The following is a 23,878-nucleotide window of genomic DNA, read 5'->3' on the forward strand; positions in this document are numbered from 1 at the left end:
CCTGCCCAAGGTCATGTCCAAGCCCAGGTCCCTGTCCCGGCACCTGATCGCCCTCTCCGCCGCCGTCTGCGTCGCCGCCGGCCTCGCCGCCACCCCGGCCACCGCCGAACCCCGCCCCAAGACCCTCGGCGAACTCGCCAAGAAGCACCACAAGTACTTCGGCTCCGCCACCGACAACCCCGAGTTCACCGACGCCGCCTACCTGAAGGTCCTCGGCAGCGAGTTCGGCCAGACCACCCCCGGCAACGCCATGAAGTGGTACGCCACCGAACCCCAGCCCGGCGTCTTCGACTTCACCGCCGGCGACGAGGTCATGGCCTTCGCCAAGGACCACCACCAGAAGGTCCGCGGCCACACCCTCGTCTGGCACAGCCAGCTCCCCGCCTGGCTCACCGACCGCACCTGGACCGCCGCCGAACTGCGCCCCGTCCTCAAGAACCACATCCAGACGGTGGCACGGCACTACAAGGGCAAGGTCATCCACTGGGACGTCGTCAACGAGGCCTTCAACGAGGACGGCACCTACCGCGAGTCCGTCTTCTACAAGACCCTCGGCCCCGGCTACATCGCCGACGCCCTCCGCTGGGCCCACGAGGCCGACCCGCACGCCAAGCTCTACCTCAACGACTACAACGTCGACGGCATCAACGCCAAGAGCGACGCCTACTACAAGCTCATCAAGCAGCTGAAGGCCGACGGCGTCCCGATCGAAGGCTTCGGCCTCCAGGGCCACCTGGCACTCCAGTACGGCTTCCCCGCCGGCGTCAAGGAGAACATCCAGCGCTTCGCCGACCTCGGCGTCGACGTCGCCGTCACCGAGCTCGACATCCGCATGCAGCTCCCCGCGACCCCCGAGAAGCTCGCCACCCAGGCCACCTGGTACGCCGACTACGTCAAGGCCTGCCTCGACGTCAAGCGATGCGTCGGCGTCACCATCTGGGACTACACCGACAAGTACTCGTGGATCCCCGGAGTCTTCCCCGAGGAGGGCGCCGCCCTGCCCTACGACGAGAACCTCCGGCCCAAGCCCGCCTACCACGCCATCAGGAAGGTGCTCGGCGGATGATCAGGACGGCGATCGTCGGGACGGGCGGGATCGCGGGCATCTGCCACGTCCCCGCCCTCCGGGCCCAGGCCCACCGCACCGAGATCGTGGCCGCCGTCGACGTGGACGCCGTGCGCGCCCAGGCCTTCGCGGCCGAGCACGGCATCCCCGCCGTCCACACCGACCTGGACACGATGCTCCGGGAGGAACGCCCGGACCTCGTACACCTGTGCACACCGCCGTACCTGCACGCCGAACAGGCCGTGGCCTGCCTGGAAGCAGGCGCGTGGGTGTGGTGCGAGAAGCCCGTGGCACTCTCCCTCGCCGAACTCGACCGGATCCACGCCGCCGAGGGCCCCGCCGCCGCGGGCGCGGTCTTCCAGCACCGGTACGGCTCGGGCGCCCGATACCTACGCGACCTCATCGCCGCCGGCACCCTCGGACGACCCCTCGTCGCCCAGTGCGTCACGGCCTGGTACCGCGACGACACCTACTACGACGTCCCCTGGCGCGGCACCTGGGACAGCGAAGGCGGCGGCCCGACCGTCGGCCACGGCATCCACCAGATGGACCTGCTGCTCGCCGTCCTCGGCCCCTGGGCCGAAGTACGCGCCATGGCCGGCCGCCTCGAACGCGACGTCCAGACCGAGGACGTGTCCACGGCCCTCGTCCGCTTCGACAACGGAGCCATCGCCACGGTCGTCAACAGCGTCCTCTCCCCCCGCGAGGAGAGCTACCTGCGCTTCGACCTCACCGACGCCACCGTCGAACTGCGCCACCTGTACGGCTACTCCAACGCCGACTGGACCTTCACCGCCAGGACACCCGCCACCAAGTGGGAACCACCGCAGGACGTACCGAGCTCGCACACCGCCCAGCTCGCGGAATTCCTCGACGGATACGAGGCCGGGACCCGCCCCGACCTCGGCAGGCCCACCATGGAACTCGTCACGGCCCTGTACAAGGCCGCGATCACCGGGCGTCCCGTCGTACGCGGGGAGATCGACGCGAGCGACCCCTTCTACACCTCCCTCCACGGAGGACGCCCGGAGGTGTTCCGATGACCTTCGAACTCCTGCGGGACGACGACGCGTTGACCGTACGGGCGCGGGGCACCGAACTCTTCCGCTACGTCCACCGCCCGGTCATGGACCCCTTCGAGGCGCCCAAGCCCTACCTGCACCCGGTCCGCACCCTCGCCGGCCACGTCGTCACCGGCTACCGCCCCCACGACCACCGCTGGCACAAGGGCATCCAGTTCACAGCCTCCTGGGTGTCGGGCCAGAACTTCTGGGGCGGCGGCACCTACCTCCGCGGCCAGGGCTACGTCGACCTGCCCAACCTGGGCACCATGCGCAGCCTCACCGTCTCCACCGAGACGACGCACGATCGCGCCGACATCACCGAACACCTCGCCTGGCACACGATGGCGGGCGACCACTGGATCGACGAACACCGCACACTGACCGCACGCGACCTCGAGTCCGACTCCTGGACCCTGGAGGTCACCACCACGCTGACCAACGTCCACGACACCGACCTCGTGTTCGGCAGCCCCGGCACCCAAGGCAGAGAACTCGCCGGCTACACCGGCCTGTTCTGGCGCGGCCCCCGCGCATTCACCGGCGGCGACGTCATCGGCCCCGGCATGGGCGAACAAGGCGACTGGCTGGCCTTCACCGGCAAGCACGACGAGGTCGACCACTCCTCCACCCTCCTCTTCCTCGACGACCCCGACGCCCCCTGCCACTGGTTCGTCCGCAGCGAACCCATCCCCGCCGTCAACCCGTCCCTGGCCTTCGACAAAGAACTCCCCCTCGCCCCGGGCCACACCCTGTCCCGCCGCTACCGCATCGTCGTCGCCGACGGCACCTGGGACCTCTCCCACGTCCTCCGACACCTCGAGGACCATCCGTGGTGACACCGCTCCCCGGCGGTGTCGGGATCTCCGGCCTGACCGTCTACGACTGGGAAGCCGCCGACGGCCTCTGCGGCGGCACCCCCCACATGCACCTGGTCTGCTCCGAGGCCTACCTCGTGCTCGACGGCCGCGGCAGCGTCCAGACCCTCACCACCTCCGGCTTCGCCGACACACCACTACGCCCCGGCGACCTCGTCTGGTTCACCCCGGGCACGATCCACCGCCTCGTCAACGCCGGCGACCTACGCCTCGTCGTCCTCATGCAGAACAGCGGGCTCCCCGAGGCGGGCGACGCCGTCTTCACCTTCCCCACCCCCGTACTCTCCGACCCCGCCGCCTACCAAGCGGCGGCCACCCTGACCGGCGACCACGCCACCGCGGCACACCGCCGCCGCGACCTGGCACTCGAAGGCTTCCAGACCCTGCGCGAAGGCGGCCTGCGCGAATTCCACACCGCGGCCCACCACCTGAAGCGCGACCTCCTCGACACCTGGTGGACCCGCTGGCGCGACGGCCCCCTGGCCGCCACCCTCGCCACCGGCGCCCAACTGGCCTCACTGAAGACCGGCGACCTCTCCCACCTCGACCACGGCCAGGTATCACGCAGGGAACGCCCCGAGGACCAGCTCTTCGGCATGTGCGGGCTGCTCCGTCCGTATCAGGTGGCTATGCCCGTACCCGACCCCATCCTCGACCCGCTCACCCCTCAACCCCCTAAGGAGCCGTCCTGATGAGATTCCGCCGCCCACCCCTCATCCTGACCCTCGTCCTCGCGGTCCTGTCGTCCCTGCTGCTCGGGGCCACCCTCCTCACCGCCCCGCCCGCCGCCGCGGCCACCGTCGACACCAACGCCTGGTACGTCCTGGTCAACCGCAACAGCGGCAAGGCCCTCGACGTCTACAACCTGTCGACCAGTGACGGCGCCCGCATCACCCAATGGACCAGGAACGACCAGAACCAGCAGCAGTGGCAGTTCGTCGCCTCCGGCGACGGCTACTACCGCGTCAAGTCCCGCCACTCCGGCAAGGTCCTCGACGTCCAGAACAGCTCCACCGCCAACGGCGCCGCGATCACCCAGTGGACCGACGCGAACGGCACCAACCAGCAGTGGCGCCTGGCCGACAGCACGGACGGTCACATCCGCCTCATCGCTCGCCACAGCGGCAAGGCCCTCGAAGTCCAGGGCGCCTCCACCGCCGACGGCGCGAACATCGTCCAGTACGACGACTGGGGCGGCGCCAACCAGCAGTGGCAGCTCGCCAAGGTCGCCGGCGGCGGCACCCCCGGCACCTGTGCCCTCCCGTCGACGTACCGCTGGTCCTCGTCGGGCCCGCTCGCGCAGCCGAAGTCGGAATGGGCCTCGCTCAAGGACTTCACCGTCGCCCCGTACAACGGCAAGCACCTCGTCTACGCGACCACATACGGCGCCGCGGGCACGGGCAAGGGCTGGGGTTCGATGAACTTCTCGCCCTTCACCAACTGGTCGGACATGGCCACCACCGCCCAGAACGGCATGACGAACTCCGTCGTCGCCCCCACGCTCTTCTACTTCGCGCCGAAGAACATCTGGGTGCTCGCCTACCAGTGGGGCAGGAGCGCCTTCTCCTACCGGACGTCGACCGATCCCACCAACCCCAACGGCTGGTCGGCGGAGCAGGAGCTCTTCTCCGGCACCATCGCCGGCTCGGGAACGGGCCCCATCGACCAGACCCTCATCGGCGACGGCACGAACATGTACCTCTTCTTCGCCGGTGACAACGGCAAGATCTACCGCGCCAGCATGCCGATCGGGAACTTCCCGAGCAGCTTCGGCTCCTCGTACACGACGGTCATGAGCGACACGGAGAAGAACCTCTTCGAGGCGCCCCAGGTCTACAAGGTCAAGGACCAGAACCAGTACCTCATGATCGTCGAGGCGCGCGCCTCGAACGAGCAGCGCTTCTTCCGCTCCTTCACGGCCACCAGCCTGAACGGCACCTGGACGCCCCAGGCCGCCACCGAGACCAACCCCTTCGCCGGCAAAGCCAACAGCGGCGCCACCTGGACCAACGACATCAGCCACGGCGAACTCATCCGCACCACCGCCGACCAGACCTTCACCGTCGACCCCTGCAACCTCCGCTTCCTTTACCAGGGCCGCGACCCCAACTCCGGCGGCGACTACGGCCAGTGGCCCTACCGCCCCGGCCTCCTCACCCTCCAGCGCTGACCCCCTCCGCCGCGGCGGGCCCGGCCGACCCCACGCCGAGCCCGCCACGGCCCGTGGCACCCGCCCTGGGCGCAATCGAGCGAGGCCCTCACCCGCACCACGCACCCGCTCCCGCCCTCAGCACCACCAACGGGTCGCGGATGATAGAGCCATGCTGGTCACCACCCACCCAGTCCCGCGGACCCCTCCGCACCCGCCGACAGTCCGCGTCCACACCCCCATAGGCGACGCCACCGTGGTCTGGCACGGCGACCCCCAAGCGACACAAGGCCGCCACCACGTCGAATGGACCGTCGACGAGGACATCCTGTGGGGCCAGAACACCCGGCCGGCCACGGCCCCCGGCCCGGCCCTCCGCGAAGACGCGGACCGCGTCGTGATGCGCGGCCTCCTCTACGGCACCGCAGACGGTGCCGCGTATCTCCAGATGGCCACCTGGATCATCCTCTTCGACCTCGCCTCACCACTCCCCGACACCATCGACGGCACGTGGGTGGAGATCAGCGCGGAGCGAGGCCACGTCGCCCTCTTCCCCTATGACACCTGATGTGACCTGACCGGCGGGTGAGCGCGCGCAAGGCGCTACTCGTAGATCGAGGCCGCGTGAAGCGCCCCGGCGAAGAAGGCCCAGTCGCCGCCCTCCGGCAGCTCCATGCCGAAGTTCCGGTACAGACTCGGGGCGTCGTTCACCCAGGCGGCGAGGGCTTCGAGGAAGCGGTCGAGCGTGTTGTTCTCCCACTCCTCTCCGCGCTGCTGAAACTCCTGGTAGAACTCGCGAAGGAACACGACGAACTCGTCGCGGCTGCGGATCTCCTCGTACGGTCAATCGGTCATGGAGGGAACCTACCCCGCGGCCAGAGCACGGGAAGCCCCACCCGGTCTCAAGATCTTCGCCGGAGCCAAAGGCTCAGGCCAGCCCTGTGGCGGTGGGCGCTCGTCACGGCCCTCCGTGGACACCCCCGAACCTGACAGCCTCGTCCCCAGCGCCTATCAGGCCCTGGCAGAGACAGCGTGGCTCTATCAGGCGGATCAGCTATGCCCGGAAGACCTGCCGATGACCGCCGCCCACGCACTCGCCATGAGACTGGACACGCCGATCCTGTGCGAGCTGGCCGGTCTGTCGCGTCACGCGGACCCCCGAGACATCCGCGACACCTTCGAGCAAGCTCTCGAAGAACTGGGAATCAATCTTCCTGATCGCCGACTGGCCCGAAGATACGCGCTGCGCAAGCTGGCCACACGATGCACCGCCGGGGAGGTGGATCTCGCCGAGCTGGCGTCGGACGAATGGCCGGAGACGGAAGTCGAGACGGCTGAGGAGCACGCTTTCGTGGCCCTACTCCCCACGTGCATGTGCTGCATCGAGTACACGCTGGGGCCCGACGAGGCGGCCTGGGAATCCCAACTCCGCAATGCTGCGCGCGCTTTGGCCGCGCGTCCAACCGTCGGGCCGCACGGCGGGTAGACGGACCGCCAGCTGGCGGTTGGTGCGGCTCGGTCGGCCGGCACAGCACACCACGGACCACGCTCTCCGACCCAAGGACCGTCCCTGTTGTAACCCGACTCACGGAGAGCCCGGCCCCGCGGCGTTGACGACGTCACCGCCCCCACCCACACCCACACGTCAGGGGCGCGCCGTGGTCAGCCGACGAAGGACTCGGGGCCGAAGCGGCCCCACGCCACGAAACCGGCCAGGACCACGTAGACGAGGTCCACGACCACGTACGCGGTCTCGTGGCGTCGGATGCGGGTGACGGTCGCGCCGAGCATCAGCAGGACGAGGCCGACGGCGGCCACAGGCACCAGCACCGGCGCGACGTCGAGCAGCGCGGGGAGCACGAGACCGACCGCGGCCAGGACCTCCAGGGCTCCGATCACCTTGACGCCGGTATCGCTGAAGTCGTCGGCCCATCTCGCGCTGGGGCCGCTGGCGACGACCTTCTCTCTCGGCGTGATCAGCTTGAACCCACCGCCGGCCAGGTAGGCGAGGGCGAGCAGTCCGGTGACGATCCACAGGGCGATGTTCATTGGGGTTCTCCTGGCGGAAAGGGTGGGGGGCGTCGGCGCCGTCGGCAGTGAGGTAGGGGCGGCGGGTGCGTCAGTGCCGGCCCGGCTGGTAGTGGCCGGCGGGCTGCTGGAAGGTCGCGATGAGGTGTTTGAAGGGGCAGGGTCGAGTCGGCGAGCGTGTTACCCGCCGCGATGATGTGATCCCACGCCGTTGCGGCAACCGGGCTGGCGACGACATCGAGTCGAGCGTCCATCGTGGATTCCTTTGCCGTCGTTTCCCGTTGCCCCTCTAGACGAGATAGGTCGGAGGGCTGTGACAGGCGTGGACGTGACCCGCGTCTCCCTGGTGGGGCGTGTTCCCGCAGTTCCGGCTGGGGTGAGTTGCGACGGGGCTGTCACAAGCGTCCGAGATCACTTGACCTTGCCCCGGCGGCAGAGGCGACAGTGGCAGTCGATCATCTGGGCGGGCAATCCGGGCTCGCCGGCCATGGGCGAATAAGGGGAGTTCACATGACCGCGACGTGCGTCATTCTCGACATCGGCGGCGTACTGGAGTTCACGCCGCAAACCGGATGGGTGCAACGGTGGGAAGAGCGACTGGAGCTGCCACCCGGCACCATCCACCAGCGCATGCGCGACGTCTGGGTGGCCGGGAGCGTCGGCACCATCAGCGAGCGCGACGTCCACGAGCAGGTGAAAGTCCGTCTGGGTCTCGACGCCCTTCACGGCGAAGCCTTCATGGCTGACCTCTGGACGGAGTATCTGGGGACTCCGAACGAGGAACTCATCGACTATGTAAGAGGTTTGCGAGGCACCTGCCGGCTGGGAATCCTGAGCAACAGTTTCGTCGGCGCCCGCGAGCGGGAATGCGCGCTCTACGGCTTCGACGAGTTGGTGGAGCAGATCGTCTACTCCCACGAGATCGGCATCGAGAAGCCCGACCTACGCGCCTTCGAAGCCGCGTCCGCCAGCTTGAACGTACGGCCTGAGGACTGCCTGTTCATCGACGACGTCGCCGTCAACGTCGACGCCGCCCGAGCAGCCGGCATGCAGGCCCACCTGTTCGAAGACAACGCCCGCACCATCACACGCATCGCGGCTCACGTGAACGCCCGGCGCCTGGTCCCAGGGACTGCCCCAACGATCTGACGTCGGCCCGGCCGGTTTCCCCCACCGCCGGCCAGGCGGCTCCAGGCCGGGACCGAATGGGAAGAGACCGTCGCGCGATTCACACCCGAGACGATCCTCGGGAACCTGCCCGAGTTCACATCAAACTCTCCACGGAAACCGCTGACGAACGGCACGCTGCCCTGATCGTTGCCCGTCTGGCCGACCAGGGCGTCTTCGGTGATTCGTTCGGAACGCGGCTAACCTTCCGCCGTGGACCTCTACTTCGATCCGGTGCCTCTCCTCAACGATGCGCGCGGAGCGTTTCTGGGGCGGTGGTCGGAGCGGAAGTGGCTCAACGTGCCCGGACCTTTCTACGGTGCCGAGACCGACAGCTGCGGAACTGGCCGTATCCATGCCCCCGGGCTCGTGCTCTACGAGGCCGACTACTTCACCGAGTACGTGTACCGGCAGCCCCGGACGCCGGAGGAGCTTCAGCATCTGGTCGACGCAGCAGAAGCCGAGGTGTTCGGTGGCTACGGCTGTGACGGTGACACCCACTGGACACCGGAAGCGGTGCGGGAATGGTGGCGCGACCGAGGACGGATCAGGGAGTACCTGGCAAACCGGCGAGCCGACTGGGAGGCCGACGACGCGAAGGCAGGGCAAGGTGTGGCGGCGGCTGCCCTGAAGTACGCCGCCTACCTTGACGGCGACCTGGCTGCGCACCTCCGCGTCTATCTTTTCTGGCTTGAGGAGCGCCGCTCTCCCACAGCTGCGGACCGGCTGCCGCAGCTCTGACAGCGGTGACAGCATCAGTTACGGAGCCAGAGACGGAGTGCGGCGACGGTCACGGTGCCGTGGAAGACGTAGGCGCACTTGTCGTAGCGCGTCGCCACGGCGCGGAAGCCCTTCAGCCTGTTGATCATGCAGTCGACCGCGTTGCGACGCTTGTACGCGGCGCGATCGAAGGCGGGTGGGCGGCCGCCCGCTGAACCCCGGGCCAACCGGTGGCTCACCTGGTCCTTCTTCTCCGGGACGCTGTGGGGGACTTGGCGTCTGCGCAGGTAGATCCGTATCCGGCGGCAGCTGTATGCCTTATCGGTGGTCAGTGCGATGAGCCGTTGGCCGGGGCGCCCTTCCTTGCGCCTGCGGCGTGCTGAGGGGCACGGCAGGTGCTTGAGTCGATGCTGACCTGGCTCCAGTCCAAACGGCCCTCCATGGCGGCTTGGGCCTGGACAGCTTTCAGGATCGATCCGGTCCCATGTCCCCTTCCGTCGACCAGCGACGATGGCGCTCATGGACGGTCTTCCACTCCCCCCAATGCACAGGCAGATCCCGCCAGGGGACGCCCGTGAGCTCGCGGAAGCACATGCCATTCAGCACACGACGGTGGTCACTCCACTGTCTACTGTCTACCCCGCCCGCCGTTGGCAGGCAGGTGCGGCAAGAGTCGAGCCCATTCCTCGTTCTTTCGATCGCCCCCTCCCACGCCACCCAAACGATCAAGGAAGCCCGTCCGGTTCCAAGATCGAATGACGATTCACCGGACAGGCTCTGATTCGACGCCCCTGAGCGGGGCGAGGCCGAACTGCTTCGGGCCGATCCTCCCTAGTTCGGCTTCTACCGGCGCAATCCGGGGGGGGGGGGGTAGCGCCAATCGGCAGCCGATGGAAACCGAATCCGGAGAACACCTGATGCCGAGTCCAAAAAGGAAAGCGCGGCGTGCTCAGTAAGATCGTCGCATGACTGAACCGGGCCTCTTCGTGCATCCTCGCTGGGGCGGCCAGTTCCATTGGTGGGCGGTGGATCCGTTCGGCCGAGTCGGGCTCTTCTACTCGGCATTCGGCCCGGTCCCCTGGGCGGCCAACGCTCATGCGCGGACTCTGGACGAGGCGACGGCCTGGGCCAGGAAGCGCCACCCGGAGTGGTTCGACGCGGGGTGCGCGGAGGAGGACTGCCCTCAGCACTGCGTCGTCGAGCTGGGACGGGCGCCGTATCTGTTCACCTGGGACGAGGAGTACGACGACCGCTACACGCGATACGGCGTGCCGGCACAGCCGCTCGTGGTGTCCGAGTTGCCGGAGGCGATTGCTGTGGCGGTGCGGCTCGTCGAGGTCGACTTCTCCTTCGAACAGGCCGCGCGAATCGACCTGGCATACCCCGAAGGCCGGGAAGTCGTCTCGGCCTCGGCGCTCACCCCCTGGACCACCTGCCAACGGCACCGGACCGGCGGGACTGGCAGACCGTAGGAGGCGCCGATGTCGGGGGCCATGCTGTCGTCGGTGAAGGTCCGGGGGTCGCTGAGTGGCCGAGGTCGTTGTTCTCCTGCCGAGTGTCCGGAAGTCCTCCACGCGCCCGCTCACACGAGAGCTCGGCTCTGGCTCTCGCGGAGGCTGCCGCGCTGGCTGTCGCACTGGCTGTCGCGGTGGCGGCGAGTCGGCCGCGTCGTCGACGAACGTGTGGCGCTCGTGGTCCGCGTACCCGTGACCTGCGGCGCCCTGGGGGAGTGGGAAGGGGACTGGGAGTGGGGCCGGGGCCGCCGAGACGGTGCTCGATGCGGCTGCCGTGCAGGACGAGACGGGTGAGGCGGAGGACGTTGAGGGCCTCGGCCCTGTGGAAGGCCAGGCTGCCGTTGGGTGGGGACCCCGGGGCTGCGCCGCGCAGGCCGACGAGGGTGAAGCGCCTCACGGCCATCCAGCCGAGGGCAGGCCAGATCAGCCCTCTGTGTTGGCCGACGACGGGTCGTGGTCCCTGACGCTCACCGCGCCGGGGACTCGGGTTCCAGGAGTCGTCGCCCTGCCGAACCCGCGTACCGGGCGCCGTACGGTGTCCCTGCTCGCCTATCGCCACCCTCGTCGCGGCGATAGGCTGCCCCGCCACCACTGGCGCCACCACCGGCAGCCCGGTGCAGGCGCGCGCCACGCAGGTGGGGGAGGCCCCCTCCGCCGCGGCCGACGTGGAGGCCGAGCGGGCCTCCCGCATGGCGGGCAACGACTCGGCCTGCTACACCGCCGACCAGCCGCGCGCCCAGGTGCGGACGCGGTACGCAAGGGCAGTCCGTGGAGCCTCCACTGGAGGACCGGGCCCTGCTGGTCGCTGCGTACCGGCGAACCAACGTGACGATGCGCTGGCTTGCCCCGCTGTTCGGATCTCGAAGTCGGCGGCGGACCGCATCATCGACCATCTCGCGCCGATGCTCACGCTCCGGCCCCGCAAGCGGTTCGCCAAGGACACCGTGCTCATCGTGGACGGCACCTTGGTCCCTACCCGCGACCACACCATCGCCGAGCGGTCGAAGAACTAGCCGCTACTCCACCAACCCTCCCTGCCCCTCTCGCTCATCGCCTCCGAGGACATGAGCACCATGATCCGCTTCACCGACGACACCGGAAGCGAGTGGATCGGCGTCGGCGGCACGAGCCTGGCCGCCCCGCTCTTCGCCGGCGTCATCGCCCTAGCCGACCAGCACGCCGGCGAACGCCTCGGCAGCGTCAACCCCCGGCTCTGCACCCTCGCCCGCATCCCCGAGTCCGCCCAGCAGGCCGGCATTCATCACATCACCACCGGCACGACCGGCACGACCGGCAAGGACGGCTACCGCGCCGCGCCGACTACGACCTCGCCACCGGCCCCGGCACCACCGACGCGTCCGCCCTCCTACCCGCCCTGACACGACTGACCTCATCCCGGCCCCGACCCGCCCTGATCCACCAGGCACGCGTCGGTACGGGCGCCGCGCTCGCACACCGTAACCGCGAAGCAGGACGACGCTCAGTCGTCCGATGCCGCCAGCCCGCTCAGCGCGGCCCCCAGGCGGACCACTCCCTGCGCTGCGACGAGCGAGCTGCCGTGGGCGTCGACTCGGCGCATCAGAGGAGTCATGAGAGGGAGCCCGGAGGGAGGCTGGTCCGCGCCCACGGCGACGTGCAGACGCGCTACGAACCGGGCGAAGCCTGCGGGGCTCGCCGGGTCGTCAGGATCGCCCGCGAAGCGTTCGGCCCGGGCCATGGCCGCCTCCGACTCTCCGACGCGTCCAGTGGCGCGCAGGATGAGCGCCAGCAGGACGCCCGACATGTGCAGGCGGTGGGCGCTGCCGGTCGCTTCGGCCCAGTCGAGGACCTCGCGCAGGTCCGTCTCCGCCGCCGCGTACTCGCCCACCAGACACGAGAGCCAGGCCCGTGTGTGCAGCGCTCGGGCCCGGTACTCGGGTTCGCCGGCCTCCGCCGCCCGCTGAGCGGCCGAGTCGGCGAGCCGACACGCGTCCTCGTAGTGACCACGGCTCGGGAACAGGCTGCAGACCGCGATCAGCGTGAGCAGTTCCACGGCCGTCCGAAGGGAATCGGGGGCCGACACCAGCGACCGTTCCACGGTCGAGGTCAGCACGGCGTGTTCCGCGCGGAACCAGGCACGGGCCTGCTCCGTGCCTTCGAAGGCGATGCCCGGATGGCCCGCCGCGCCGAGCCAACGGGGCCACGGGACATCGTCCGGCAGCGCAGTCCGTGCCACACGCACCGCGCTGCCGTAGAGGAGGGCCAGCACCCGGCGCAGCGCCGCGGCCCGGTCCTCGGCGCGATCGGCGGATTCGGCCCGGCGCCGACCGTAGAGCCGGAGCAGATCGTGCAGGCGATACCGCCCCGGAGCCGGAGACTCCAGCATCCCGGCGTCGACCAGCCCCTCCGCGAGCCCCTCGGCCACGTGCTCCTCGACACCGAGCAGGGCGGCGGCAACGGGCAGCGGCACGTCGGGGGCATCGAGAAGCGACAACAGCCGAAAGGCCCTGGCCTGCTCGGCCGTCAAGGCCCGGTACCCGAGCTCGAACACGGGCTCCACCGCGTGGCCGTCGTACGTCAGCTCGCCGAGCAGCGTACGACCGTCGGCCAGCCGCGCCGCGAAGTCGCCCAGACCGTGTCCAGGCAGGGCCGCGAGGCGGGCCCCGACGATCCGGACGGCGAGCGGCAGACGACCGCAGGAGTCGGCCAAGGCCCGCGCGGCCTCGGGCTCCGCGGCCACTCGCGCGGAGCCCGCAAGGGTGCCGAGCAGCGTCACCGCCTCGCCTCCGTCGAACACGTCCACGACGAAGGAACGGGCGCCCGGCACCGCGATATGCGGAGCCCGAGTCGTGACCAGCACCGCAGAACCGGCCGTACCGGGCAGGAGGGGCCGCACCTGCGCGGCGTCCCGGGCGTCGTCCAGCACCAGCAGCACACGACGATCGGCCAGCAGCGTGCGCAACAGCGCGCCCCGCTCGTCCACGTCCCGCGGCAGCCGCTCGGGAGCGACACCGAGCACGGCGAGAAGATCGGCGAGCGCACCCGCCGGATCCGCCGGAACAGCACCGGCACGCAGACCGACGTACAACTGCCCGTCAGGGAAGTCCGCACGCAGCCCATGCGCCACGTGCACCGCGAGCGCGGTCTTGCCTACGCCTCCGATGCCGGTGACGATCGCGATCGGCATTGCCATCGTCGCTGTCGCAGGGCTGTGGCCGGGGCGACCCTGGAGCAGATGATCCCGTATCTCGCTGATGAGCGACTCGCGCCCGGTGAAGTATCCGATGTCGGAGGGGAGCGGTGCCGCGGTCTTCCTCGATCCGCCCGGGATGTGGCCCGCGGCGCCAGGCGCACCAGTGCGCCGGCCCGCCCCCACGAACGGCTGCCGCTGGCGGCTCAGGGCCCCGGCTGATCGGGACGCGGGCGGGTACGACACAGGCGGGACGACCGTGGTGGCAGCTGAGCCGTCCCCACCAGGTGTTCCGTATTGGCGACCGACCGCAGCCACCGCCCGGGTGGAGAGCGACGGACGGACGCCAGTACCCCCTGGCCACCCCAGACCATTCACCCTCTGCCCCGAACGCAGCCCACGATGCAGCTCCCTAAGCTCCTCCGACGGACGCGTCCCCAGCTCCCGCGCCAGCACCTCGCACGCATCGTCGAACACCCGAGCCGCCTCCACCTGGCGCCCGGTGCGCTGCAGCGCCAGCATCAGCAACCCGTGCGAGCGCTCCCGCAGCGGGAACTCCCGCACCATCGAACGAAGTTCGGTGACCACCTCCCCGTACCGCCCCAACTCCACAGCCGTGGCGTACAGGTCCTCGCGCGCCGCCGCGAACGACTCGACCAAATGCTCCCGACGGCGCTCCGCCCACGGCCCCGGCACCCCGGCCAAGGGCACGCCCTGCCAGCGCCCGACCGCACGCGCCAGCCGCTCGTACACGACCTCGGCCGTCCCACCCCGTTCCGCGACCTCGCGCCCGAACACCTCAGCGTCCACGACAACCACCGGCGCGCAGAACCGATAGCCGCCACCCTCCGCGGTGACGATCACCCGGCTCGCCGACCGCACCGGTCGCTCCGGCTCCAAGGCCGCGCGCAACCCCGAGACATACGTACGGACCACCGAGGACGCACTCCGCGGCGCGGCCCCCGCTCCCCACACCCCCTCCACCAACTGCCCCACCCCGACGACCTGCCCCCGCCGCAACACCAACATCGCGAACACCGCCTGCTGCTGCGGCGGCCCGAGCACGACCCGCTCCCCGCCCAACCAGGCCCGGACCGGCCCCAGAATGTGCACCGCCGCATCCCGCGACCGTCCCCGCGTCTCCATCGACCCCCGCATGACCAACGAACCAACCAACCTTCCCCCTGGCCCACCCGCCCCCGGAACCTCCGTCGCCCGCTTCGACTGGTCGACGTCGAACCGTTCAAGGCCGGGGTCTTCGACGGGAGAGCGTCGCGGAAGACACGAGGGCTACACCTCGAGTCCCCGCGAGTCCCCGCGAGTCCCCGCGAGTCCCCCTGAGTCGTCCAACTCGCCCAACCCACCCCTGCTCACGGGCCGTGAACCGGAAAGCGACTCGTAGTAGGACATCTGCCGATAGACGGTTGATCAACAACCGATCAACGGCCCCTCCCATGCCCTTCCGCTCAAGCAACCGTGACGAGGGAAGAGCAGGCCTCCTCTGGTCGTGCTCGGCCGCGTTGCAGCTCGGACGACTCGGCGCCACCGCATGGGGCCCCCACACCAGCGCTGAAAGCCCAAAGTGGCGTAACCGCATTCGGCCCGCCGACCTCCGGCTCCGACCTCCGGCTCCGACCTCCGGCTCCGACCTCCGGCCCCCGACCTCCGGTCTTAGAAGCAGTCGCAGCCCGTGGCGTAGAGGAGCAGAAAGAGGGCCGTCACGCCGGTCACGGTGAAGCCGGCAGCGGTCAGCGCACCGAGGCCGCGACGGCGCTCCTTAGCGGGCCTGCGGAGCCTGTGCCAGGCGCCGTGGGCCAGGAGCAAGGTGATTACGCCGGCCCCCGCGATGGTCCAGCGCGGACTGAAGGACCAACTCAGGTAGCCGGCCAGAGCCAGGATGCCGAGCAGGACGCAGGCGAGCACGCTGAGGACCATCTCCCCGACGACTTCTCCCGCCATCTCCAAGAGAAACTTCCCGCTTGCTTTCGCTGCCTTGCGGACCCTCACGACGACCCTTCCCCCCGCATCCGATGTACCCATACAGCGCCCGCCCCGTAGCAAGGACCACTGCCGACGAGGAAAGGTTGCCGAGTGCTTCGAGACGTGCGACGGCCGACTGCAAACGACCCCCAGCCACGCCTCACCCACGGCCACGCCGCTTCCGCGCAGTCTCGGGCCTCTGGGCGGCTCGACCGGATGGCTCGACGTTGCCCGAAATGCACCCGCCACCGTTCTCGGCACCCGCATACGATCGCGCCGTGACGATCAAGTACGAATGGCGTGCCGACTTCGACAACGCCGACCTCAACGCCCTACACGCCGACGGCTTCGGCCCCCCGCTCGCTCAGACCGACTGGCGACAGCGCCTTGAACGCCACAGCCTCGGCTGGGTCTGCGCATCGGAAGACGGCTCTCTGATCGGCTTCGTCAACGTCGCCTGGGACGGAGGATCCCACGCCTTCATCCTGGACACGGTGGTCGCCCGCCACCACCAGTCCACAGGAGTCGGAACCACACTCGTCGCGACAGCGGCCAACGAAGCCCGAGCCGCGAACTGCGCCTGGCTCCACGTCGATTTCGAGGAGCACCTGCGCCCCTTCTACTTCGACTCCTGTGGCTTCAGGGAGACGGCGGCTGGACTGATCGCCCTGTAGCACGACAGGCCAAGTGGCTCGCCTGCTGCTTCCGTCCCATCGGTGCTAGAAGGCCTGTCGCGAACCACGGCCGTCCAGGCGCGCGGTCCGGGCTGTGTTGACACCCGGCCCGCCGCTCACGCGCTTCGCCCGGTTCCCCTCGGGGCTGAGGTGGGCGAGATAGCCGTCGACGATGACGCCGGAGCAGTACAGGCCGCAGCGCCACACGTCAGGAGTGCGATACAGGATGAATGTCCTCGGTGTGCCGAACCCGATCCGCCAGGCCTCTCGTCCGCGCTTCATGCTCGGATGCTAAGGGCGGGCCCGTAACTGCCAGGAGTCGTGACGATCCCCTCAAGCCCCCTTGCGGTCTGTTGCTGCGGTCCAGCCAGGCCCGCACGGCACCAGCTCGCTCGGCATCCGTGCCGAACCGCAGGTAGTCCACCGACGCCGCCATCACTCGGCGACGTCCGAATGCGTAGACCGCCGGCTCGACGAACCAACGACAGAAGCTGGGATTTGGGTCGTACACGGCTGCGGCCATCAGCGAGGCGAACAACTCCTCAGGAAGACTCGCGCGTTCGAGCAGAGACTTACGCACCGCATAGGCGAGCACGAACCCGCCCATGCGGCAGCTCGCTCCGCTGAGCGTTTTCGGCGCTGCCTTTCCAGGGTGAGGACGGCTGAGGCGATTGACGTCATGCGGTTGGGCCTCATACGGGACCGACGGGAGATGCGCCAGGGCTTCACCCGTGCCATCCCGCGTTCGACGGGTGCTCGGACCTGGTCCCAGGGCTCGGTTGACCGCGCAGCTGCGAGCCGACCTCCACCTCGACCTGCTCCAACTCGCCTGCAGCGCCATCCGCTTGCGATGCCCGCGAACCTCAATCTGAAATGATCAAGTAGAGACAAGAACGTCCAACGCCTACGATCACGCCCATGTCCCTCACCTCACCCATACCCGTCCTGCGTGGTTCCGGCGGAGCCGTCCTCCAATTTGAAGGCGACGACCTGGTACTGAGCCGGACGGATGTGGAGACGCGGATTCCGCTCCAGGCCGTTCGGCGGATCCGCGCCGAGGGGAACGCAGTCGCCGTGGAGCTCACCGCCCCGGCCGGGACGATCCCGGCCGTTCACCGCGTCGACGGCGTGAGCGAGGCGGCGGCCACGGTCTTCGCCGACGCGGTCAACGCGACCCTGCCCGAGCGTACCGACGAGGCCGGGGAGACTGCCGACGGTTCGGCCCTCGTCACCGTCCGCGCCTTGAGCGAGTCCCAGCAGGCCATCGAGTCCCAGCAGGTCAGGGGGACTCGCGCGCTCAGGCGCTGGGTCGGGGCCGTCGCCCTCCTGACCGTCGTGCTCACCGTGGCCGTCTGGATCGCGGCGCCGGCGATCATCGCGCTCCCGATACTGGTCACCCTCCCCTTGGGCGCGACCGCTACCACGCTCGGCATCATGGGGCTGAAGATCGCCCGCGACGAGTGGTACCTGCCCCGGAAGGGCATCACTGTCGAGGCGGTACGGCATGAGAACATGACCGACTCGTTCGGCAAGACGGGGAACTACGTGTACACGGACATGCACGGCCAGAGCCGTGCCGTGTACGCCCAGAAGCGCGCCGAGGTCATCCAGGTCGCCTACCACCCGCAGAACCCCGGCAACGTGGTCGTCTGCCAGTCGTTGCCGCGCAGGTCCGTCAGGACTGTCGTCTGCGCGGGCATTCTCTTCTTCGGCCTCGCCGTCGACCTCCTCGTCGTCGGCCTGGCCATCGGCGCCTTCCTGGGCTTGTACGACAACTACGGAGGCACGGCGAGCTGACCCGCGCGACCCGCGCCCCCACCCGGTCTGGTGATCCGCTCCTGCTCAAAGTCCTGCGAGAGAGTGATCCGGACGACGTGCTGCTCGATGCCACCCTCGCGGAGTGCGACCGGACCGGAGACGGGCGGGCCGACTGCTACCACAAGCACCGCCGGCACGGTGTGAGCGTGCAGGTCGTGACCGACCCGACGGGCCACATGCCGTGGATCTCGCCCGCGCTGCCCGGCGGTGCCCACGACCTCACCGCGGCCCGCGCGCACCGGATCATCCGAACCTGCGAACGCCAGGGCGTCCCCGTCCTTGCTGACCGCGCCTATCAGGGAGCCGGACGGTGGGTGACCACCGGGCGGAAACGGCCTCCTGGCGGCGAACTCCCCCCGACCCAGCGCGCGGTCAACCGAGCACTGGCCCAGGCCCGGGCACCCGTCGAGCGCTCCCGCAAGCGCTCGTCGAGCATGTTGCCTGGCTGCTGTACGAGCACCGCCGGACCCGCAACACCCCGCTGGCGAAAACTCGGCTGCTTCGACCAGGCACTGCTCACCCTGGTCCACCCGCGTAAGAACGAGACGTTCGCCCAGCTCGTTGCCGGGTTCGCTATATCGCAGGCCACCGCCTGGCGCTACGTGAACGAAGCCCTGGACGTCCTCGCGGCCTGGGCGCCAGGTCTGCACGAGGCTCTGACCCGGGCTGGGCGAGGGCGACCTCGTCATCGTCGACGGCACGCTGATCCCACCGACGGTGTCCACGTCGACGAGCAGTACTACTCGCAGAAACACAAGAAGCACGGCATGAACGTGCAGGTCATCGCCCGTCCCGATGGCACACCGCTGTGGTTCTCCCGCGCGACACCCGGTCGCACGTACGCACGTACGCACGCACGACCTGACCGCGGCCCGCGCCTACCAAGGTGCTGGAGCCACCTTCCGCACCCCGCACTACCGCCACCGAGAACAGCCTCAGCATTAGCAGCACTTCAACCACGACCAAGCCCGGCTGAGAACCCCCGGCGAACGCGCCTTCGCCCAGTTGAAAGCGTGGCGGCTGCACCGGCGAGCCAGATGCTCCACCCGCCCCGTCGCATCGGCACCGTCGTCCAAGCTGTCCACACGCTGTTGACCTGCAACTATTCAGGATGAAAAAGGGCCGAAGGAATCATGCCGGCCTCCTCACCTATGGCTTCACATCGAGACGCACGAGCGCGCCAATCTCCACGAGTTGGTCCGGCAGTGCCAAGTCGGAAACGCCCATGACCGTGCTGGCGGGCCGGTGCTCCCCGAAGTACTCGGCGTGGAGGCGTGCTGTCGTGTCGAAGTTCTCCCGCAGGTTCCTCACCAGAACCGTGGTCTCCACTATCTGGCTACGCGCGGCCCCGAACTGCCTCAGCACCAGGTCCAGATTCTCCAGCGGGCGCGGACCTGCAGTTCGAAGTCGCCGGCACCCACGAAGTTGCCGTGACGGTCATGAGAAAGCTGCCCCGACAGGCCCCTTGCACGTAGAAGTTACGGGTCTGCACAAATGATGCTTGTCTGGTAGCACATTCCAAGTGTTCTCCGCGCGCACAAAATTGGCTGCAGTGGGCTCCGCCGGGCGCCGATGCGATGAGTGGAACCCGGCGAAGGCATTCGAGGCCGCATAGCCAGTTTGAGCAGGCCCTGGTGGAGATCTCGGCGTCGGTCGTTGCGGAAGCAGAGCCGCTGGAACTGGTGCAGCAGCGAGGCGAAGACGCGCTCGACCACCCAGCGCACCTTGTCCGGCCTGGAGCCGTGCGCGACGCCGAGTTGGGCGATCATCGGCTTGATGCACTTCTTCCACAGCAAACGGCGGCACTTGTCGAAGTCGTAGCCTGATCGGCGTACGGCGCCGGGGCTGGCGGCAAGAGACGGCCCCGTAGACCCCGAATCGCTGTGAGTGCGTCCAGCAGTTGGCCGGGGCTGGGTGACATCGTGGCGGTTGCCGCCGGCGAGCGCGACGGTGAGCGGGGTGCCGTGGTGGTCGACGATCAGATGGTGTTTGGAGCCCGGACGGGCACGGTCGACGGGCGAGGGGCCGACGTGCCCCCCTCTTTGAGGGCCCGGACGTGAGAAACCGTCCACGGCGCAGTCGTCCAGGCCGAGAAGGTCAGCGTGGCGGAGTTCGGTCAGTAGTGCGGCGTGCAGACGTGGCCAGACACCGGCCCCTGTACTCAAATGGCCAGGCCCTGCACGCGGGTGTCGTTCACCCCTGAGGCCCCATGCATGTGCCTCGCGAACGACATCACTCACTGATCTGAGTGTGTGCCGATCCTGAGTCGTAGCGGTCGAGAAACGCAGCCACTGGGAGGTCGAGCGCATGCAGTTGGGAGAAGACCTCCGTACCCGCGCCGATCTCCTCGCCATCATCAGAAATCCGGTATGCCTGCACCATGTCGAGGACTTCAAGGTCGCCATCCCTGGCGTACTCGGCCGACTCGCGCTCGGCCAGTTCGATAGCCTCGTCCAGGGACCGCGCCCGGAACAGCACGACACGTTCCTCGAACGGACGGTTTTCCCAGGTCAGCCATCGGTAAAAGGTTCTGGCGCTGTACCACGCCTTCGGCTCATCGCTCATTGCCGGTCCGCCATTCCTTCGCGCCAGAACTGCGATCATCGCAAGGCAAGATCCATTTACGCAACAGGCTTTGATTTGGAGAGTGCTGTGGGTAGCACATCGTGCCGGCCTCACGGCGACCCCATGCCTGGGCACTGACTCACACCGACCTCAGCTCGCACGTGCCGCCGCCTTTGGGAGGCCGGTGGTCATCCTTTCCGTTCGGCTGTCCAGCAACGCGACCACGCTGTGGGCAGCGGGCATCGCCACCCGCTCGCGCCACCGCTCCTCCCCACCGTTGTGGCATTGTGCGAGCCCGACCTCCAAGGTGTGAGGTGCCTCGCTCAGTGCGATGAGAGGAACCTCCCGCCACAACGCCCCGTCGCCCGTCGTGAAAACCCACACCCGGACCAAGCCCACGAATCTGCCGCGGCACTCGTGCTGCGCTCCAAGGGCGGTTCACGGGCGGTCGAAGGCTGGGCATGGGCGGAACACGGACGGCCCACGACGCCCCTCCGCCCTCTCACACCTCACTGACCAGCGGTTACGAGACAGCCGGACAGCCCTCAGACGGCAGGGGCCTGATCCTGAACGAGGTCGAGTGCCGCCTCGCTGAAGGCCCGGACGCGGGCGGTGGCGCCGTCCGCGAGCCACACCAGGGCCCATTCCATCGGCACGGTCTCAGTCAGAAGCACATAGGCGACGTCCGGGCGGGCGAAGTAGCGTCGGGTGTGGGCGCCGACGACTGCGACGCCCGCGCCCGCGCCGACGAGTGTCAGCAGCTCGGTGAGCGTCGTGGCCGATGGTCCGAGAGTGATGGGCTGTCCGGAGGGGGTTCGGCGTGGTGCGCGATCGTCGCGCGGGGAGTCCGGCAGCGTCTCGGGCAGTTGCAGTACGGGGACGCGGGCCAGGTCCTCCATGGAGACGCTCGGGCGGCGGGCGAAGGGGTGGGCTGCCGGTACGGCGAGCATGCGTGCCTCGCGTACCAGGACCGGCCCCGTGGCGATGCCGTCCACTCGCATGGGGTGGCAGGTCAGCGCGATGTCCCCCTCTCCACCGCGCAGCCATGGCAGTACTTCCGGGAGTGGTACTTCGCGGATGTGGACGTCGCAGTCGGGGTGTCGGGCGCGGAATACCTGCGTCGCGCCGACCAGCAACTGGCCGGCCGCCGGCCCGTTGAAGGCGACGCGCAGCACTCCGGTCAGACCGCGTCCGGCATCGACGGCTCGCCCAAAGGCGGAGGCGATCCGGTCCCAAGCGGGTCGAGTCTCCTCGTACAGCTGCCGTCCGACCGCTGACAGTTCCACTCTGCGACTGGTGCGGTGGAACAGCGGCACGCCGATCCGGCGCTCCAGCTTGGCGATCGTCTGGCTTACCCGGGCCGTGGACAGGCGGAGCCGTTCGGCGGTGCGGCCGAAGTGCAACTCCTCGGCGAGCGTCAGGAACGCGTCCAGCTCGTACCGCTCCATCATCCCCATGCACCTCCATCGTCAACCAGAGCTTAACGATCGTTGCTCAGGTACGCATTGATGCCCCATCGGGCCTCCAGCAGGATCAAAGGCGTCGGAACACCACTTGACCTGCACCGGAGACCACCATGTACGTCACCCACGACCGCGCCCTGACCGCCCCCGCCCACGACACCACCGCCGTCGTCGCGGAACTCCGCGACCGAACGGAGATCACCGACGCTCTCTACCGCTTCGCCCTCGGCCAGGACCTCAAGGACAAGGACCTGTTCGCCTCGGCCTTCACTGCCGACGCCGAGCTGGACTTCCGCCCGGCCGCCGCGAAGTGGGGAGCCAAGCCGCCGCTGATGACCGGCCGCGAAACCATCGTCACGACCATCCTCGCCCTGTTCACCGGCCGGGTCGACACCACCCACCAGATCACCAACCCGCGCATCACCATCGACGGCGACACCGCCTACCTCACCGCCCTGGTGGAGGCCCAACACCTGCTCACCGCCGACCACACCACGCACGCACTCCTGAAGAACCCCTACGACGTCGAACTCGTCCGCGACGGCGACCGCTGGCTCATACGCCGACTCGTCATCGACAACACCTGGTTCCTCGGCGACCCGACCGCCATCTTCGGCTGATCCCCGCACGCGCAGCACCGCGCCGCCGCCGTCGCGCTCCCCAAGCCCCGCACTCCCCACCTCACCCACCCCACCCAATAGCGCGTCCAGGAAGGTCTCACATGAGAATCGCAGTGATCGGCGGCACCGGCCTGATCGGCTCCAAGATCGTGGAAACCCTCACCAAGGACGGACACGAAGCCCAACCACACGCGCGATCCACCGGCGTGGACCTCCTCACAGGCGCCGGACTCCTCCCGGCCCTGGCCGGCGCCGACGTCGTCATCGACGTGACCCAGTCGCCCACCACCGACGAGGCCTCCGCCGACTTCTTCCGCACCGCGACCACCAACCTCCTCACCGCGGCAGAGACAGCCGGCGTCCAGCACGCCGTCTTGCTGTCCATTGTCGGCGTGGCCCGGGCTCCAGGCCTCGCCTACTACCGGGCCAAAGTCCTGCAAGAGGAACTGTTCAAGGCCGGACCGGTCCCTTATTCCATAGTCCGCGCCACCCAATTCTTCGAGTACATCCACGAGATCATGTGCTGGACGACCCAAGGCGACACCATCCGCCTGCCCACCACCCTCCTCCAGCCCATCGCCGCCACCGATGCCGCCCGCGCCCTCGCCGACGCGGCCACCGGCACCCCCTCGCAAGGCATCCGCGACGTAGCCGGCCCAGACGCCCTCCCCTTGAACGAAATCGGCCGATTGACCCTCACAGCTCACGACTGCAACGGCACCACCCTCCTCACCGACGACACCGCCGGCCCCTTCGCCGCCGCACCAGACCACGCCCTCACCGCCCCCGACGGCGCACACATCGCCCCTACGCGCTACCGCGACTGGCTCGCCGCCAGATCGCGGTCCGCCGACGCCCCCTTGGGCGCGTGGGCCTGAGGCTGGATGCCGATTTCAAGGGCTGGCGCGGGTCGGTCGTTTGCCGACAGATCGGATCGATCCCACACGGGGACAGTCAAACGAACATGCGCAGCTCCTGGTGGATCGGACCTTGCCTCGGGCGACAG

25 protein-coding genes and 5 pseudogenes are annotated in these 23,878 nt (G+C 68.9%); 19 read left to right on the forward strand and 11 right to left on the reverse strand.

Annotated features, from left to right (window positions below; genetic code table 11):
• The first annotated feature begins 13 nt into the window (after positions 1–13).
• From ACZ7G1_RS04875 to ACZ7G1_RS04900, 6 genes are all read left to right on the forward strand, one after another.
• Positions 14–1,066, forward strand: a complete 1,053-nt coding sequence (locus ACZ7G1_RS04875) for an endo-1,4-beta-xylanase (protein WP_470875418.1) — start codon at positions 14–16, stop codon at positions 1,064–1,066.
• Positions 1,063–2,109: a Gfo/Idh/MocA family protein gene (locus tag ACZ7G1_RS04880; protein WP_470875187.1), complete on the forward strand. Its 1,047-nt coding sequence runs from the start codon at positions 1,063–1,065 to the stop codon at positions 2,107–2,109. Before ACZ7G1_RS04875 ends, ACZ7G1_RS04880 begins: the two co-directional genes overlap by 4 nt.
• Positions 2,106–2,966, forward strand: a complete 861-nt coding sequence (locus tag ACZ7G1_RS04885; RefSeq protein ID WP_470875185.1) for a DUF6807 domain-containing protein — start codon at positions 2,106–2,108, stop codon at positions 2,964–2,966. The genes ACZ7G1_RS04880 and ACZ7G1_RS04885 overlap by 4 nt, the downstream gene beginning before the upstream one ends.
• Positions 2,963–3,697 carry a cupin domain-containing protein gene (locus ACZ7G1_RS04890; protein ID WP_470875416.1) on the forward strand — a complete coding sequence of 245 codons (735 nt, stop codon included), beginning with the start codon at positions 2,963–2,965 and terminating at the stop codon, positions 3,695–3,697. Before ACZ7G1_RS04885 ends, ACZ7G1_RS04890 begins: the two co-directional genes overlap by 4 nt.
• Positions 3,697–5,175: a non-reducing end alpha-L-arabinofuranosidase family hydrolase gene (locus tag ACZ7G1_RS04895; protein WP_470875184.1), complete on the forward strand. Its 1,479-nt coding sequence runs from the start codon at positions 3,697–3,699 to the stop codon at positions 5,173–5,175. Before ACZ7G1_RS04890 ends, ACZ7G1_RS04895 begins: the two co-directional genes overlap by 1 nt.
• 151 nt (positions 5,176–5,326) lie before the next feature.
• Positions 5,327–5,722, forward strand: a complete 396-nt coding sequence (locus tag ACZ7G1_RS04900) for a hypothetical protein (protein ID WP_470875183.1) — start codon at positions 5,327–5,329, stop codon at positions 5,720–5,722.
• A gap of 35 nt (positions 5,723–5,757) precedes the next feature.
• On the opposite strand, the gene ACZ7G1_RS04905 is transcribed toward ACZ7G1_RS04900, so the two are convergent.
• On the reverse strand, positions 5,758–5,985 hold the full coding sequence (locus ACZ7G1_RS04905) for a DUF7660 family protein (protein WP_470875414.1): 228 nt from the start codon (positions 5,983–5,985) through the stop codon (positions 5,758–5,760).
• A 139-nt stretch (positions 5,986–6,124) separates the two neighbouring features.
• Here ACZ7G1_RS04905 and ACZ7G1_RS04910 point away from each other — a divergent pair, with 139 nt between their 5' ends.
• A complete protein-coding gene (locus tag ACZ7G1_RS04910; RefSeq protein ID WP_470875181.1) occupies positions 6,125–6,640 on the forward strand; it encodes a hypothetical protein in 516 nt (171 codons plus the stop codon).
• 176 nt (positions 6,641–6,816) lie between these two features.
• Here ACZ7G1_RS04910 and ACZ7G1_RS04915 read toward each other — a convergent pair whose 3' ends face one another.
• A complete protein-coding gene (locus ACZ7G1_RS04915; protein ID WP_470875180.1) occupies positions 6,817–7,203 on the reverse strand; it encodes a DoxX family protein in 387 nt (128 codons plus the stop codon).
• Positions 7,204–7,692: 489 nt separating this feature from the next.
• Here ACZ7G1_RS04915 and ACZ7G1_RS04920 point away from each other — a divergent pair, with 489 nt between their 5' ends.
• Entirely contained in the window at positions 7,693–8,331 is a 639-nt protein-coding gene (locus tag ACZ7G1_RS04920) for an HAD family hydrolase (protein ID WP_470875178.1), read from the forward strand.
• A 231-nt stretch (positions 8,332–8,562) separates the two neighbouring features.
• Positions 8,563–9,090, forward strand: coding sequence for a ferredoxin (locus tag ACZ7G1_RS04925; RefSeq protein ID WP_470875176.1), 528 nt, complete (start codon positions 8,563–8,565; stop codon positions 9,088–9,090).
• A 14-nt stretch (positions 9,091–9,104) separates the two neighbouring features.
• On the opposite strand, the pseudogene ACZ7G1_RS04930 reads toward ACZ7G1_RS04925, so the two are convergent.
• Positions 9,105–9,781: pseudogene (locus ACZ7G1_RS04930) on the reverse strand (transposase).
• A 253-nt stretch (positions 9,782–10,034) separates the two neighbouring features.
• On the opposite strand from ACZ7G1_RS04930, the gene ACZ7G1_RS04935 reads away from it, so the two are divergent.
• A complete protein-coding gene (locus ACZ7G1_RS04935) occupies positions 10,035–10,541 on the forward strand; it encodes a hypothetical protein (RefSeq protein WP_470875175.1) in 507 nt (168 codons plus the stop codon).
• Here the strand turns inward: ACZ7G1_RS04935 and ACZ7G1_RS04940 are convergent.
• Positions 10,486–11,274: a DUF4436 family protein gene (locus ACZ7G1_RS04940; protein ID WP_470875413.1), complete on the reverse strand. Its 789-nt coding sequence runs from the start codon at positions 11,272–11,274 to the stop codon at positions 10,486–10,488. The two genes, ACZ7G1_RS04935 and ACZ7G1_RS04940, sit on opposite strands and share 56 nt — an antisense overlap.
• A gap of 42 nt (positions 11,275–11,316) precedes the next feature.
• Between ACZ7G1_RS04940 and ACZ7G1_RS04945 the strand changes: the two are divergent.
• Together ACZ7G1_RS04945 and ACZ7G1_RS04950 are read left to right on the forward strand one after the other, a co-directional pair.
• Positions 11,317–11,612 (forward strand): annotated as a pseudogene (locus ACZ7G1_RS04945) (helix-turn-helix domain-containing protein); the annotation flags it as partial.
• Positions 11,613–11,647: 35 nt separating this feature from the next.
• Entirely contained in the window at positions 11,648–11,962 is a 315-nt protein-coding gene (locus ACZ7G1_RS04950) for a hypothetical protein (protein ID WP_470875173.1), read from the forward strand.
• A 101-nt stretch (positions 11,963–12,063) separates the two neighbouring features.
• Here ACZ7G1_RS04950 and ACZ7G1_RS04955 read toward each other — a convergent pair whose 3' ends face one another.
• Both ACZ7G1_RS04955 and ACZ7G1_RS04960 read right to left on the reverse strand, forming a co-directional pair.
• Complete coding sequence (locus ACZ7G1_RS04955; protein WP_470875171.1) at positions 12,064–14,865, reverse strand: AfsR/SARP family transcriptional regulator; 2,802 nt, start codon at positions 14,863–14,865, stop codon at positions 12,064–12,066.
• Between the two features lie 558 nt (positions 14,866–15,423).
• Positions 15,424–15,711, reverse strand: coding sequence for a lysine transporter LysE (locus ACZ7G1_RS04960; RefSeq protein ID WP_470875169.1), 288 nt, complete (start codon positions 15,709–15,711; stop codon positions 15,424–15,426).
• Positions 15,712–16,010: 299 nt separating this feature from the next.
• Here ACZ7G1_RS04960 and ACZ7G1_RS04965 point away from each other — a divergent pair, with 299 nt between their 5' ends.
• Positions 16,011–16,406, forward strand: coding sequence for a GNAT family N-acetyltransferase (locus ACZ7G1_RS04965; protein WP_470875167.1), 396 nt, complete (start codon positions 16,011–16,013; stop codon positions 16,404–16,406).
• Positions 16,407–16,451: 45 nt separating this feature from the next.
• Here the strand turns inward: ACZ7G1_RS04965 and ACZ7G1_RS04970 are convergent, their stop codons facing one another.
• Positions 16,452–16,688, reverse strand: a complete 237-nt coding sequence (locus ACZ7G1_RS04970; protein WP_470875165.1) for a hypothetical protein — start codon at positions 16,686–16,688, stop codon at positions 16,452–16,454.
• Between the two features lie 354 nt (positions 16,689–17,042).
• Positions 17,043–17,165 (reverse strand): annotated as a pseudogene (locus ACZ7G1_RS04975) (IS5/IS1182 family transposase); the annotation flags it as partial.
• 159 nt (positions 17,166–17,324) lie between these two features.
• Here ACZ7G1_RS04975 and ACZ7G1_RS04980 point away from each other — a divergent pair.
• The 3 genes and pseudogenes from ACZ7G1_RS04980 to ACZ7G1_RS04990 form a co-directional block, all read left to right on the forward strand.
• Positions 17,325–18,203 carry a hypothetical protein gene (locus ACZ7G1_RS04980; RefSeq protein ID WP_470875163.1) on the forward strand — a complete coding sequence of 293 codons (879 nt, stop codon included), beginning with the start codon at positions 17,325–17,327 and terminating at the stop codon, positions 18,201–18,203.
• Positions 18,204–18,238: 35 nt separating this feature from the next.
• Positions 18,239–18,658: pseudogene (locus ACZ7G1_RS04985) on the forward strand (transposase family protein); the annotation flags it as partial.
• Positions 18,637–19,339 (forward strand): annotated as a pseudogene (locus tag ACZ7G1_RS04990) (transposase family protein); the annotation flags it as partial. The pseudogenes ACZ7G1_RS04985 and ACZ7G1_RS04990, both read left to right, overlap by 22 nt.
• Positions 19,340–19,373: 34 nt before the next feature.
• Here ACZ7G1_RS04990 and ACZ7G1_RS04995 read toward each other — a convergent pair.
• Positions 19,374–19,589, reverse strand: coding sequence for a Rid family hydrolase (locus ACZ7G1_RS04995; protein ID WP_470875161.1), 216 nt, complete (start codon positions 19,587–19,589; stop codon positions 19,374–19,376).
• Between the two features lie 269 nt (positions 19,590–19,858).
• Between ACZ7G1_RS04995 and ACZ7G1_RS05000 the strand changes: the two genes are divergently transcribed.
• Positions 19,859–20,050, forward strand: coding sequence for a hypothetical protein (locus tag ACZ7G1_RS05000; RefSeq protein WP_470875160.1), 192 nt, complete (start codon positions 19,859–19,861; stop codon positions 20,048–20,050).
• Positions 20,051–20,456: 406 nt separating this feature from the next.
• Here ACZ7G1_RS05000 and ACZ7G1_RS05005 read toward each other — a convergent pair whose 3' ends face one another.
• Positions 20,457–20,828: a DUF4288 domain-containing protein gene (locus ACZ7G1_RS05005; protein ID WP_470875159.1), complete on the reverse strand. Its 372-nt coding sequence runs from the start codon at positions 20,826–20,828 to the stop codon at positions 20,457–20,459.
• A gap of 506 nt (positions 20,829–21,334) precedes the next feature.
• A complete protein-coding gene (locus ACZ7G1_RS05010; protein WP_470875157.1) occupies positions 21,335–22,246 on the reverse strand; it encodes a LysR family transcriptional regulator in 912 nt (303 codons plus the stop codon).
• A 119-nt stretch (positions 22,247–22,365) separates the two neighbouring features.
• Here ACZ7G1_RS05010 and ACZ7G1_RS05015 point away from each other — a divergent pair, with 119 nt between their 5' ends.
• Complete coding sequence (locus ACZ7G1_RS05015; RefSeq protein WP_470875155.1) at positions 22,366–22,872, forward strand: nuclear transport factor 2 family protein; 507 nt, start codon at positions 22,366–22,368, stop codon at positions 22,870–22,872.
• A gap of 101 nt (positions 22,873–22,973) precedes the next feature.
• On the forward strand, positions 22,974–23,750 hold the full coding sequence (locus tag ACZ7G1_RS05020; protein ID WP_470875153.1) for an SDR family oxidoreductase: 777 nt from the start codon (positions 22,974–22,976) through the stop codon (positions 23,748–23,750).
• Positions 23,751–23,878: the final 128 nt, after the last annotated feature.

This window comes from Streptomyces sp. NPDC037273, assembly GCF_055603625.1.

Coding starts and splice junctions, on each gene's coding strand:
- ACZ7G1_RS04915 (WP_470875180.1), bottom strand. CDS start 7,203: ATGAACATCGCCCTGTGGATCGTCACCGGACTGCTCGCCCTCGCCTAC.
- ACZ7G1_RS04880 (WP_470875187.1), top strand. CDS start 1,063: ATGATCAGGACGGCGATCGTCGGGACGGGCGGGATCGCGGGCATCTGC.
- ACZ7G1_RS04980 (WP_470875163.1), top strand. CDS start 17,325: ATGTCCCTCACCTCACCCATACCCGTCCTGCGTGGTTCCGGCGGAGCC.
- ACZ7G1_RS04900 (WP_470875183.1), top strand. CDS start 5,327: ATGCTGGTCACCACCCACCCAGTCCCGCGGACCCCTCCGCACCCGCCG.
- ACZ7G1_RS04940 (WP_470875413.1), bottom strand. CDS start 11,274: ATGCGGGAGGCCCGCTCGGCCTCCACGTCGGCCGCGGCGGAGGGGGCC.
- ACZ7G1_RS04875 (WP_470875418.1), top strand. CDS start 14: ATGTCCAAGCCCAGGTCCCTGTCCCGGCACCTGATCGCCCTCTCCGCC.
- ACZ7G1_RS05010 (WP_470875157.1), bottom strand. CDS start 22,246: ATGGGGATGATGGAGCGGTACGAGCTGGACGCGTTCCTGACGCTCGCC.
- ACZ7G1_RS05015 (WP_470875155.1), top strand. CDS start 22,366: ATGTACGTCACCCACGACCGCGCCCTGACCGCCCCCGCCCACGACACC.
- ACZ7G1_RS04920 (WP_470875178.1), top strand. CDS start 7,693: ATGACCGCGACGTGCGTCATTCTCGACATCGGCGGCGTACTGGAGTTC.
- ACZ7G1_RS05005 (WP_470875159.1), bottom strand. CDS start 20,828: ATGATCGCAGTTCTGGCGCGAAGGAATGGCGGACCGGCAATGAGCGAT.
- ACZ7G1_RS04950 (WP_470875173.1), top strand. CDS start 11,648: ATGAGCACCATGATCCGCTTCACCGACGACACCGGAAGCGAGTGGATC.
- ACZ7G1_RS04970 (WP_470875165.1), bottom strand. CDS start 16,688: ATGAAGCGCGGACGAGAGGCCTGGCGGATCGGGTTCGGCACACCGAGG.
- ACZ7G1_RS05020 (WP_470875153.1), top strand. CDS start 22,974: ATGAGAATCGCAGTGATCGGCGGCACCGGCCTGATCGGCTCCAAGATC.
- ACZ7G1_RS04960 (WP_470875169.1), bottom strand. CDS start 15,711: ATGGCGGGAGAAGTCGTCGGGGAGATGGTCCTCAGCGTGCTCGCCTGC.
- ACZ7G1_RS04895 (WP_470875184.1), top strand. CDS start 3,697: ATGAGATTCCGCCGCCCACCCCTCATCCTGACCCTCGTCCTCGCGGTC.
- ACZ7G1_RS04935 (WP_470875175.1), top strand. CDS start 10,035: ATGACTGAACCGGGCCTCTTCGTGCATCCTCGCTGGGGCGGCCAGTTC.
- ACZ7G1_RS04885 (WP_470875185.1), top strand. CDS start 2,106: ATGACCTTCGAACTCCTGCGGGACGACGACGCGTTGACCGTACGGGCG.